The sequence below is a fragment of the Bacteroides sp. D20 genome, from assembly GCF_003436255.1.
Classification (GTDB): Bacteria; Bacteroidota; Bacteroidia; order Bacteroidales; family Bacteroidaceae; genus Bacteroides; species Bacteroides uniformis.
In genome coordinates this window covers 76,808-89,425 of sequence record NZ_QSOO01000021.1, presented here as the reverse complement: position 1 = coordinate 89,425, position 12,618 = coordinate 76,808, and the positions used below count along the sequence as shown (strand labels likewise).

6 protein-coding genes and 1 pseudogene are annotated in these 12,618 nt (G+C 43.7%); 1 reads left to right on the top strand and 6 read right to left on the bottom strand.

Annotation, left to right across the window (positions count from 1 at the left end; all coding sequences use genetic code 11):
* Window positions 1-1,517 precede the first annotated feature (1,517 nt).
* The 4 genes and pseudogenes from DXD78_RS21400 to DXD78_RS18415 all read right to left on the bottom strand — a co-directional run.
* Window positions 1,518-2,627 (bottom strand): annotated as a pseudogene (locus tag DXD78_RS21400) (glycoside hydrolase family 105 protein); the annotation flags it as partial.
* Between the two features lie 124 nt (window positions 2,628-2,751).
* Complete coding sequence (locus DXD78_RS18425) at window positions 2,752-4,368, bottom strand: RagB/SusD family nutrient uptake outer membrane protein (protein ID WP_009037857.1); 1,617 nt, start codon at window positions 4,366-4,368, stop codon at window positions 2,752-2,754.
* Between the two features lie 21 nt (window positions 4,369-4,389).
* Window positions 4,390-7,629: a TonB-dependent receptor gene (locus DXD78_RS18420; protein ID WP_005829787.1), complete on the bottom strand. Its 3,240-nt coding sequence runs from the start codon at window positions 7,627-7,629 to the stop codon at window positions 4,390-4,392.
* A 110-nt stretch (window positions 7,630-7,739) separates the two neighbouring features.
* Window positions 7,740-8,759 (bottom strand): FecR family protein, encoded by a 1,020-nt coding sequence (locus DXD78_RS18415; protein WP_005833380.1) that lies wholly within the window; start codon window positions 8,757-8,759, stop codon window positions 7,740-7,742.
* Window positions 8,760-8,912: 153 nt separating this feature from the next.
* Between DXD78_RS18415 and DXD78_RS18410 the strand changes: the two genes are divergently transcribed.
* On the top strand, window positions 8,913-9,461 hold the full coding sequence (locus tag DXD78_RS18410) for an RNA polymerase sigma-70 factor (RefSeq protein WP_005829791.1): 549 nt from the start codon (window positions 8,913-8,915) through the stop codon (window positions 9,459-9,461).
* Window positions 9,462-9,530: 69 nt separating this feature from the next.
* Here the strand turns inward: DXD78_RS18410 and DXD78_RS18405 are convergent, their stop codons facing one another.
* Window positions 9,531-11,741 (bottom strand): glycoside hydrolase family 3 N-terminal domain-containing protein, encoded by a 2,211-nt coding sequence (locus DXD78_RS18405; RefSeq protein ID WP_117652911.1) that lies wholly within the window; start codon window positions 11,739-11,741, stop codon window positions 9,531-9,533.
* A gap of 106 nt (window positions 11,742-11,847) precedes the next feature.
* A complete protein-coding gene (locus DXD78_RS18400; protein WP_009037861.1) occupies window positions 11,848-12,618 on the bottom strand; it encodes a hypothetical protein in 771 nt (256 codons plus the stop codon).

Below are 12,618 nucleotides of genomic sequence, written 5' to 3'. Positions count from 1 at the left end.
GAGAACTTATAACTGAATCCCGTTTCTATTTACACAAAATTATGGATACTGCCAAAGTCGATGGGGTGTCTTATTTATTTTACAGTTACTTCTGACAGTTTTAACCAACCAGAATTAGTGAAGGTTCCCTTGGCAGAGATATCCAGCCCCTTAACATTGCTTCCATTGCCTTTGGTTGTATCGACTAAAGCTACTGCCCAGGTATAGGTTCCTTTTTTTACCCCGTGAAGTTTGGGAGTGAACTCATAGGAAGTGGGATAGCCTTTTATCCAGACGGATAAATCAGTATTGTTGTCCAGATAAGAGTAGACTACTTGATTGTCTTGGTTCAATAATGCGAAAGCTACTTTATACTTTTGGTTCCATTGTGGTATATTGGTTGGGCAATATCCCCAGCCTAAGTTGTTCCAGCGATGTACTATCTTTATTCTTGAACCACTCTTCATTTCTTTGGGAACTACAATGGAATCGGGATATAAACGATAACCTCCTTCGGAGATGAAACGCTCAACCAAAGGATAGGCATCACGGAACCAACTCATGGTTTCGTCTCCTACACGGAAATCCATCATGTTGACATGAGCTTCCTGACCGTCTTCAAATTCTCCGATACGCACATCTTTGGCTGTTTTGTAACCGCTCGGGTCATTGTGATAAGGGTGCTTGCTCACAATCCATCCACCTTCCAGTAGAACCGGGCGTTTCATAATCCAAGGTTTCACATAGTTTCGCTCCCACTGGCCGTAATACTCTCTCATTCCGAAAGCATCATGACGTAAGGAAAAGCCTTTCTCGCAAGCGCTGTCCAACAAGCGTTTACTATCGGGATCAAAATTCTCCTCACCTGCCCAGTCTTTGCCTGCACCCATCCAACGATGGTAGTTGATAACTAAAGGTACTTTGGTGAAGTGTTTGACGTAGAGGTCTGTAATCCAATTGAACACAGCTTCCCGGTTCTTGGGGTCAATGTACTTCATAGTGTGTGCCTCACCCCATTTGCCAAGACCGTAGCCGTCTATAAATTCCACCAGGTCAGGGTCATTGTATTTTTGGGCAAATGCTTCTATGAACTTTGCATATTTCTCCTGGAAGATAGGGTCATCAGGATAGGGAGAGCGTTTTCCATTGTCTGTATAGTATTTGGCTCCTGCATCGAATACATAGGCCGGAGTGGCTTCATTTTTTCGGTCGCGGCTGTCGACAACTACACGGAAAGAGAGACGCATACCTCTGTCGAGTGCCCCTTGAATTACTTTTTTCAACTTTTCGTTGGTATCCCAGCCGTAGACTCCTTCGGCGGGATTGAAGGTACTCCAATGCGTACGGATATAGAGTGTGCGTGCATAATCGGAGATTTTCACGGTTGTTCCTTTTTCCGGTACATAGATATGGTCGTATTTCTTCCAGAAGTCATCGCTGACATTCTCATTTGCATAAACAACCCAACCACTTAAAGGGTTTCCCTGCATGGTTTTTCTGTCTGGCCAGATTTTTATATAATCAGCTTCCGTATCTACAGCCATCTTGTATATCTGGCATCCTGCTGCAAGAAACGCACCGACACCGTAAACTTCTGTCATGTCACGCGTCACTTTACGGGGGTCGGCACCGATAGGCTGTACCCAGCCAAGTTTACCGCTTGCATCTACAGCATCGGTCAGTGCCTTCCAGCCTTTTATAATGACTGGCATGAAATCGTCTTCATTCAAGAGTCCCGCATTTACGCCATAGGCCAACGCATATACAAAGAAACCGGTGGAACTGGTTTCGGGAGAAGGATAAGAAGCCGGATCCAGAAGGCTGGCATGCCAATAACCGTCTTCGTTCTGCAATCCGGCGATACGTGTGCATAACCGGATAAACAGTTCTTCGTAATAAGCGCGTTCCATCAAGCCTTTGGGCAACTCCTGCAATACTTCTGCCAGACCGGCCAGTACCCAGGCATTTCCACGTCCCCAGAACACCTTTTTGCCATTGGCTTCTTTTTTACCGAAATAATGCCAATCGCGGTAGAAAAGGTTCTCTTCCTTATCGAATAGGTATTCGTAGGTAGCCCGGTATTCATTGTCCATGAATTGGAGGTATTTCCGGTTGTTGGTTTCACGGTATAGCTTGGCATAAACCGGGGGGGCCATAAACAAGGCATCACACCAGGTCCAGCGTTCTAGGGTTTTGTTGTCACCATACTCCAGTTTGAATGTACCGTTGGATGGATGGTTGACAATCCATTCCGTACGTGCCAGGGTAGGAGCCAGTATTTCCTCTTTTTTATATTTACGGTATAAGTCAATGAATGATTGGGAAACGGTTATATCGTCTGCATGGTACAACCGCTGATGGGGTTGCCAGCAGTTTCGTCTTCCTATTTTATAGAGCCATTGATAGTAGGTGCTGTCATTGTACTCCTCTTCTGCTAGTTTAGCCCAATCTACCATACCTACATAAAGTGCTCCATTGGTCCAATCCAGGTCGTGGTGTTCGTGGGCAGTGTTAGGATTGGAAATTTGCCAGTCTGCCACTTGCTTCATTTTCTCTTTTACTTCCTTTTTGCTGAATGGCACTTGTGCCATGATTGCCATACTGATAAACAGAAAGGCTGCTGCTGTTAATTGTCTGTGTATCTTCATGATTGTTTATTGATAAAATTAAGGGAATTGCCTTTGTTCTCAATGGACGCGGACAATTCCCTTTATGAGAATCTTGAAAACTATCTTTTTACCTTTATTCGTGTTTTATTTTGTCTTTGTGCTGTTAATATCCTTCGTTTTGCGGGAATTCTGCACCCGTATTTGAATCGATTATGCTCTGAGGAATCGGCCATAATGTGTGGTAATCACGCATAACGGGCCCCGATTCTGTATTGTATTTGCGGGTACGCTCCAATAATTTGCCGGTACGGCATAAGGTAAAGCGGCGTGATTCTTCACCTACCAACTCGCGGATACGTTCGTCCAGCAAGAAGTCCATGGTCATTTCACTGTCCGTAATTTCAGGAGCATGTGCGCGACGGCGTACAACATTGATTGCTTCGCGGGCACCTGAAATATCGTTCAACCCCAACCTTGCTTCGCAGAGTAAGAGATAAGTCTCGGACAAACGGAACTTCATGCGGTCACGGTAGGAACCGGTCAAAGAAAGGTTTTCGGAACGGCCATAGAAGAATTTTGTCAGAGCCGGATAAAGACGGAAGGTGGTAAACCATGTTTCGTCTGTAATCGTGGCTTTTTTACCATAAAGGTCGGGCATGTTCTCGTTGTTGTAATACCAGTTACGTTTGATGTTGTATTCGGAATTACGAATGTCTTCTTCATCAAAGAAACCGGTATCTTCTCCAATCCACCATTTCATTGGTACCAATTGCGACAAGCCGCGGCCACCCAGTGAGTCTGCCAAAACAAAACCGGTAATTTCGAAGTATTTGGGTTCCCAGGCACGGCGTGTCCAGTCATCGGAATTTGTACCGCCACCAGTAGTGTTATATTCAAACTGCATGACCCAAATGCTTTCCATATTGCCGGATGTGCGATTTTGATTGTTTTCAACGAATAGGTCGGAGAACACATCGCCGTTTGCTTTTGCCTTTTCACCGAAGCGGTCTTCCATCAAGTGGAAATATCCGCTGTTGATGACATTCTCTGCGGCAGTTTCAGCCTTTGCATAATCACCCTGCATCAAGTAAACCTCACTTAGTAAGTGTTCTGCCGCCCATTTGGTCAGCTTGCCGACTTTTACGGCATCAGGGTCAGTAGGCAGGTTCTCGACAGCAAACTGAAGGTCTTCTACCATGTGGGCAATAACCTCTTCCTTCGGTGTACGGGTAAAATCGATTCTGAACTGATCTTGAATCTTGTCTACATAAGGAACGTCTCCATACAGATAAACCAATGTACGGTATGCATAGGCGCGGAAAAAACGTGATTCTGCCTGATAGAGCGCCTTGTCTGTGCTATTATCCCAGTTCGTGTTTATTTCCGAGTATTTCAACATCTCATTGGCTCCTGCAATCAGACTATAAGCCCAGTTCCAGTAGGAGCCTACAATACCGGTATTTGGAGTTAATGTCAAGAAACCGAACGGTTGGATAGAACCGTCTTTGGTACCCATGGTAGCAAGGTCAGTGGCAATCTGCAATGCTTCGTAAGGGCAAGCGGCATTGTGCATGAAGGCACCGTTTTCACCCCAAGTGTTGTATTCAGAGCGTGCTTCGGCATAAAGTCCGGTAGAACCTACTTCGAAACCATAGGAACTTGTATATGTGTTGTCCGGAGCTAGTTCACTTTTCAGTTTCTCATCCAGAAAGTCAGAGCAACCGGTAGCAGACAGAGCTACTAACAGAGCTAGAGTTGCTTTTGATATATAATTTTTCATTGTATATATATTTAAGTAAGTTTAGAATGATAAGTTCAGTCCAAGTACGTAGGAACGTGCAGTCGGGTAAGAGGCAAACCAACTGTTGTCATAGTTCAATACGCTGCGTATGTCACAGAATGTATAAGGATTCTCCACACTGATATTGACTCCCAAACCGCTCAGTCCCAATTTCTTTACAAAATTCTTTTCAAAATTGTATCCTAAAGTGATATTCTTTATTTGGATGTATGTAAAGTCTTTGTAATAGCTGTGTCCGTCGAAGTTGTTATATGCTGGAGAAGCATATTTGGAATTGGTGTGTTCCGGTGTCCAGTAATCGGCATTATGCAGATAGTTGTATAAGTTGTAACTCCAACTTCCGATATTGGCTTCGTTCAACTCACGTGTAACTTTGAAGGTTCCATTCAGTAGGAATGACAAGTAAAAGTTCTTGTAAGTCAATGTATTGCTCATAGACATGAGGAAGCTTGGATTCTTTGAACCGATGATAACTTTGTCATTGGAGTCAATATAACCGTTTCCGTCTGCATCTTTCACTTTGGCAGAACCTGGTTTGGCACCTTTTTGGATCTCTTTTTCTGTACCGTCTGCTGCGGTATAGGTGAATTTGTCACCTTCCTGCCAGATGCCGTCGACGTCATAGTCGTAGTAAACTCGCAAGGGTTTGCCGATGAACCATTTATTGGTGATATCATCTTTTTTGTCACCACGTAGGTCTACAATCTTGTCACGGTTCAGTGAAAAGATGATTCCGGTGCTCCATTCGAAGTCCTTATTACGTATGTTGACGGTGTTCAAGGTAAATTCAACACCTTTATTGCGTGTTTTACCCACATTATCCCAAATGGTTTTATAGCCGTTCATGATAGGAACAGTACGTTTCATCAGCAAGTCTTTTGTGTTGGCGACATACATTTCAATGTTACCGTTGATACGGCCGTTGAAGAATGAATAGTCGATACCGACGTTGAATGTTTGGGTTGTTTCCCACTTTAGATTCGGATTTCCGACACCGTCGTTGGCCAGATAAGCACCGTTGACACCTGCTCCACCGTCACCCCAGATATAGTTTGTGAGGTGCAGACGGTCCAATGTCTGATAGGGGTTGATGGCTTGGTTACCGTTAGAACCATAAGATACGCGGAGCTTCAATTGGTCCAGCCAGTTTTGTGCATTTTCCATAAAACTTTCGGAAGCAATGTTCCATGCAGCAGCCACTGACGGGAAGAATGCATACTTGTTGTTTGCACCGAAGGCAGAATAACCGTCGGAACGTCCGGTCAAAGTCAGCATGTATTTCCCTGCATATGAATAGTTCAAGCGAAGCATATAAGACAACATCGAGGTTTCTGATAAACCGGATCCTACAGTCTTATTTTTCTCACCTGCATTGATGTTATGATAACTGGAATCATCGTTTACAAAACTTTCGGCACTTGACTTGGAAGTCTTTTTCTGAGTTTGTTGTACACTGAACAAACCTGTAGCGTCGAAACGGTGCTTGCCAAATTCACGATTATATTTGAGCAGATTTTCCCAAGTGTAATCCCAGTAGTGTTCATTGTTGATGCTGGCTTTTCCGCTGGCTGTTCTACCGTCTTTGGTGTCACGGCCATAGTATGTGCCGGTAAAGTCGCTACGATAGTTGTAACCAAAGGTTGTACGGGCTGAAAGACCTTTTACCGGCAACAGAATGTCAGCATAGGTGTTGATGAAGAAGTTACGTCTTGTTTGATCTTGATCGGCATTGACATTGGCCATCGGGTTAATAATCAGAGATTGGTCCATAGGTTCTTCATAATACTTGCCGTTTTCATCTTTGTAGATACCATAAGGACTTTGCTTTACAGCATGTTCAATATTCGGGGTTATACCACCGCCATCTCTTTGAATAAATTGGGTCTGTATACCGATAGTCAGCCATTTATTTAATACTTGTGTGACACTCAAATTGATATTGTAACGTTTCATGGCGGAGTTGTAGACTACACCTTCTTGATCCAGATAGGAAACTGCCCCCATATAAGTGGTGCTTTCAGTACCTCCGGAAATGCCTACTTGATGTTCCATGGTAAATGCATTGCGGAAAATATAGTCCTGCCAGTCGTTTGTAACGCCTTTCTTGTAATTTATAAGTTCGCTGGCACTCAGAATATTCTCAGGAGCCAATTGGTCACCGCTCCATCCATCTTTCAGGCGTGCAATGTCTTGTTTAAATGTGATGTATTCGTCTGGAGTCATCACATCAATGGTCTGTTGGGGTTGCGACATTCTGAACTGCCCTTTGTATGTAACTTGGGGTGCACCTTTCTTGCCTTTCTTTGATTGAATCAAGATGACACCATTGGAACCGCGTGAGCCGTAGATAGCTGCTGCGGAAGCATCTTTCAAGACACTAAGGCTTTCGATGATGTTTGGGTCAATATCACTCAAAGAACCGTTGTAAGGAATACCGTCCAATACGATGAGCGGTGCATTGTCAGCACTTAATGAGTTTTCACCACGTACACGGAGGGTTTGGTCTGCACCCGGTTTCGCATCACCAGTAGTTACGCTTAAGCCCGGGATTTGTCCTGCAAGACGGTCCATCAAGTTACTGCTATTTATCATGTTCAGTTTCTTCTGGTCTACTGATACCAGACCTCCAGTCAGGTCGGACTTACGCTGTGTACCATAGCCGATTACCACGACTTCTGCCAGTGTTTTACTGTCTTCCACTAACTTTACGGTACTGTTTCTACCAGCTTTTACAGTCTGTGTCACATAACCGATATAGGAGATTTTGAGATTACTCCCTGCCGGTGCGTTGATTGTGTATTTTCCGTCAAGATCTGTAATGACACCAGTACTGGTTCCTTCCACCATGACATTTGCTCCGATAATCGGTTCACCACTTTCGTCAATTACTGTACCAGAGATGTTCTGTGGTTGTCCGGATATTGCCTTGTTATTCTTTCCGGTATATAAAATAATGTGTGTTGCGTCGATTTCAAATTTAACATTGGTCCCTTTCAATAAGGCTGCTATTGTCTTATTAATAGTTTCATTCTTAACATTCAAGCTGACTTTCTGTTTGATGTCTATTTGCTGCGATTCATAGAAGAAAGTGTATCCACTTTGCTTTTCCACTTTTGGCATAGCCTCTGATAATGGGATATTTGTGAACTTCAGTGTGATCAGTTTCTCTTTCTTTTGTGCAGAAACCGGGGCACATAGAAGTACCAGTATAAGAATGATGAGTTGTTTTCTTATATCCATAATTGTCTTAAATTTAAAGATTAATGTAGGTGTTTACTTTTCGTTAATTATTAAATAATGTGCATTTCTCATTTGTTTGTTTGGCATAAGTTTTTAATTTTGTTACTGTTTCATTTTACTTTTTGTTTTGTGTCTGCAAACGAAATTGTCAACTCATTCTCTTCGTTAAAGGTATATTTCATAGGTTGGATGCGTGCCATGATGCGGAGTATTTCGTCCAGCGGTTCGCTACGCAACGTAAACGTATAGAAATATTTATTGGATAATGTAGGATCCACGTCTATCTTTACCCGATACCATTTAGAAAGCAGTTTGCAAATGTCTCCCAATGAACGGTTTCTGAATACGAGTTGTGTATTTGCCCACGAAGAGGCAAAATGTACATCATCTTTTTCTACCTTAAGTGTAAGGGTTTTCCGATTAAAAGTAGCTGTTTCGCCCGGTTTGAGGAAACGGTTCTCTGTCTCGGTTTCCAAAGAGACGGACCCTTCTACCAAACTCACCAATGTATTTTCCGAACCGGGGAATGCATCGACATTGAATTTGGTTCCGTGAACTACGATACGCATACCTTCTGTCTGCACAATAAAAGGTTTGTCAGCATCGTGTGCTACATCGAAGTAAGCTTCACCAGTTACATTTACGATACGCTCATCCTTATTCATTTGTGATCCGTATTGCAAAGAGGTCTCTGTATGCATCCATACTTCGCTTCCGTCAGGAAGGAGAACCTTAGACTTACCCGACAAATTAGAGTATAACTGCGGCATGGCTTCAGGCTGTCCGTTAAGGAATCCTATGTAGAATGAGCAACCGATGGCAACAGCTATACATGCAGCTACTGCGTAGCGGTATATCTGTTTCAGTTCGAAGCGTTTCTTTGCAGGTTTTTCAGTCTGCTTAGGCTCGCTGGCGTGCATACGGTTGACAAGTTCATTCCAATAATATTCGGTATTGGGCGTGTAGTTTTCTACATTTGCCTGAATTTTTTCCCATAACAGTTGCAATTCCTTGAATAACGCTTCGTTGTTACTGCTGCGTAACCAAGTCTCCAATTGCCGCTCTTCGTCTGCGGAAATTTCCTGTTTCAACTTAGGAATGATTAAATTCCAAGGAACACTTTTTTTCATGATCATGATGTTTTTATAGGCCTTCACTTATATGACACATCACTTGGGTTTAACCCTTATTCCAATTCCAATTATTTTTTTAATAAATTTCGAGGAACAAATAATATTAGTATCTTTGCCGCTCAAGAAGCCCTTATCTAATATAACTTCGATATGCCTGCAGAAGATGATATCCTATTGTTACAGTTAATCAAACAAGATGACGAGAAGGCTTTCAAGCACCTTTTCGATACTTATTTTGTTTCACTCTGCCGCTTCATGTCCCTTTATCTGAGAGACAAGCAGGAGATAGAAGAACTGGCCCTTTCCATCTTTATGAATTTGTGGGAGGGTAGGGCCGACTTGACTCTTAAAATCTCATTCAAGGCTTATCTTTTCCAGTCTGCACGCAATCGTTGCCTGAATGCTTTACGCGATGAAAAGGATACGGTTCCCATCGAGGGAGGAGAAGAATATGGATATGCTCTTGCGGCTGATACTTCGGTGGAGATGGAAGAACTGAACCGATTGATTGAAGAAGCTGTTTGTTCCCTTCCGGACAAATGTGGGCAGGTTTATCGCAAAAGTAGGGAGGAAGGGAAGACTAATCAAGAAATTGCCGGGGAAATGGGGATTTCTGTCAAGACGGTGGAGGCCCAAATAACCAAAGCCTTGAAGCATATCAAGAAATTTTTAGGAGAACAGTATACTTATTTGTTCTAAAATAGAAATTGCAGGCCATCTGTCTTTTAGAATGATGAAAGGAGGATGGCCTGTAATATAAAAAGAAGATTAATCTATAACCGTGAATTTTACTTTCTGGTCTTTCACTATTACATAATATTCTCTATTTTCAAGGAAATGTTCACCATTGGCATTTACAAAAGCAAGATCACGCATCGGGTCTATTTCAAAGCGGAATATATGTGTTTCACCTGCTTTAATTAGTTGCTTTTCGAAGTGCTTCAATTCTTTGCATGGACGGGTAATCGTGCTAAATGGGTCTGAGATAAACCAATGCACCACTTCTGCACCGTCACGTTTGCCTACATTGGTGACTGGGATTTCCATTACCAACTTTTCACCGCGTCTGATGGTTTCTTTGGGCAAGTTGATATTACCATAATTAAAGGTGGTATAACTCAAGCCGTATCCGAATTCATACAGTGGGGAAGAGGAGATGTCTTGATATTTGCCACTTTGTGGACGGGCTGTTTTGCGCTGATTGTAATAGATTGGAATCTGTCCGGTGGAACGTGGAAAAGTAATGGAAAGCTTGCCCGAAGGATTTACCCGGCCGGACAAGACACCTGCCAATGGTTTACCGCCAGGTACTCCCGGTTGCCACATTTCAACGATGGCGTCACAGAGAGGTTCCACTTTAGAGAGTCCCAAAGGACGTCCGTTAGCCAGTACCAGAACAATCGGTTTGCCTGCTTTCTTCATTTCAGCAATGAATTCCTCTTGAATGGCAGGCAGTTCTATGATGGAACGCGATGCGTTTTCGCCACTCCACTTTTTCTTTTCACCCATGCAGAGTAGAATGACATCTGCTTTCCGGGCTACAGCCAGTGCCTCACTGAATTTGGAAGTGTCGTTACCGTCGAAACCACAACCCTCGGTATAAATCAGTTCAGCCTTGCCTGCAAATTCTGCATCCAGCGCCTTTTTGATGGGGAGGACATCTTCTGCATGTCCATGTCCATACCATGACCCCAGGAGCTCGGCACAGTTTTCTACCAGAGGCCCCATGACGGCGATAGTTGGCTTGTTCCCGTTTGCCAGAGGGAGTACCTTGTTTTCATTCTTCAGTAGAACAATGGTCTCCTCTGCCAGTTTCTCTGCAATAGCCAGGCTTTGTGGAAGGAGGAAGCGCTCTTTTTCTGTAGATGTCGGGGTGTAGGGATTGTCAAAAAGTCCAAGGCGGAATTTGATACGGAGCACGCGTTTCACTGCATCGTCCACCAGTTGCATGCTTATTTTACCTTCTTCCACCAGCTTTGCCATATGCTTGTCATAGCAATGCCCCATCATGTCCATTTCCAGGCCGGCGTTGAAAGCCAGACGGGCAGCTTCTTTGCGGTCGGCAGCATGGCCCTGGTCAATAAGTTGCGGTACTGCAGACCAGTCTGAAACAACAAAGCCGTCGTGTTTCCAACGGTTCTTCAGAATTTCTGTCATCGTGTAATGGTTGGCGCTTCCGGGAGTGCCGCTGATGTCATTGAATGAACTCATTAAAGTAGCGGCACCGGCTTTTACGCCAGCTTCATAGGGAGGAATATAGGTGTCCCACAGAGTCTGATTGGAGATTTCCGTATAAACATAGTCACGTCCTGCTTCAGAAGCGCCGTATCCGATATAATGTTTAAGGCAGGCGGCTACTCGCTTGCTGTCGGACATGTCTTCACCTTGGTATCCTTTGATAGATGCGACACCGAATACAGCATTGGTATAAGGGTCTTCGCCATAGCCCTCTGCAACGCGTCCCCAGCGTCCGTCTCTTGCCACGTCAATCATAGGGGAAAAAGTCCAGTCTACCCCGGACATGCGTGCTTCCTGGGCGGCAACGGCACATGCCTGTTCTACCAATTGGGGATTCCAAGAACATGCTTGTCCCAAAGAGATGGGATAAATGGTACGGAACCCGTGGATGACGTCGTATCCGAAAAGGATGGGGATACCCAGACGTGATTCTTCCATTGCTTTTCTCTGAGCCTCGTTACGCAGATTGGCATCTTCATCAAAATAAATGAGGGAGCCTAATGTGGCAGGAATTTTTTTTACTTCCTCACCACGATTGTTCTCGTTGTTATTCCGCCCCAAAGTGTACTGGTTGAGTTGTTGTACCTTTTCTTCCAGCGTCATTCTGCTGACCAGGTCATTCACACGCTCCTCAATGGGAGCTTTGGCATCTTTGTAGATGGGTTGCTTTTTGTTTGCAGCCATTGCTCCGGCCAGGCAACCACTTAAAAGGAGGCAACTGATAAATGTTAGTTTCTTCATGATATATATAATTATGCTATTCTCATTAAATAAGACACGTTTTTCGGAATCTGCTCCTACACAAAGGTCGTTTTTTTAAGGAATATAAACAAGTACATGCAAGGGCTTATTTGAAAATAGGCTTATCGGTTAGTGTCATGGAAGCTTGTTCGTTATTTTTTAGTTCAAATACCACTATTTCATTATTACCTGCTATCAGAGCACCAGCAGGTATCTCCAGGGTCTTTTCTGCATTTTCTTCCCAGTAGGCACCCAAATATTGCCCGTTTATCCAGACTTCTCCCATTCCCCAGCCAGACACGTCAAGAAAGGTCTCTTGTGCCGGATTGCTTACTGTGACACAACCTTTACGGAAGCAAGGGATGGAGGAGGTACCTTCTTTGAAAGTTATTCCGGCCACATCGCATTCCTTAATTTCCAATGGGGTCATCTTCCAGCCTTCTAAATCTGTCTTTCCCAATGTTATGCTGCCGTAGATACCTTTTGAATTGTCCAGAATTTCAGGACCATAGGTAATACGTCCGATATTTTCAGTATAGATACTAAGTTTGTGTATACCTATCGGTAGATTGGTTTTCAAGCTTTTACTGCTATCTTTTAAATATCCTTGCAGTTTGCCGTCTGCATAGACCACAGCATAATCCCGTACGTTTTCAATAGTTAGTGTGGGATTCTCCTCTTCCACATCAACGGTTGTCTCATAGAGGGCATAGCCAAAATCCATATCCAGTTCATTCATGGGCAGTAAGGCATCATCTTCTACAGTTTCTCCATAAACTTGTTCCAATGGAGCTGTTTGTGACATTTTTATCTCTTGTGCTGCTGCCGGTCCGACCGGCAGCAACAAAAGAGCCCAAAGCAAGAATAATTTCATCAT

Excerpts from the sequence above, each read along its gene's own strand:
- DXD78_RS18425 (WP_009037857.1), bottom strand. The coding sequence starts at position 4,368 with ATGAAAAATTATATATCAAAAGCAACTCTAGCTCTGTTAGTAGCTCTG.
- DXD78_RS18420 (WP_005829787.1), bottom strand. The coding sequence starts at position 7,629 with ATGGATATAAGAAAACAACTCATCATTCTTATACTGGTACTTCTATGT.
- DXD78_RS18415 (WP_005833380.1), bottom strand. The coding sequence starts at position 8,759 with ATGAAAAAAAGTGTTCCTTGGAATTTAATCATTCCTAAGTTGAAACAG.
- DXD78_RS18410 (WP_005829791.1), top strand. The coding sequence starts at position 8,913 with ATGCCTGCAGAAGATGATATCCTATTGTTACAGTTAATCAAACAAGAT.
- DXD78_RS18405 (WP_117652911.1), bottom strand. The coding sequence starts at position 11,741 with ATGAAGAAACTAACATTTATCAGTTGCCTCCTTTTAAGTGGTTGCCTG.
- DXD78_RS18400 (WP_009037861.1), bottom strand. The coding sequence starts at position 12,618 with ATGATGAAATTATTCTTGCTTTGGGCTCTTTTGTTGCTGCCGGTCGGA.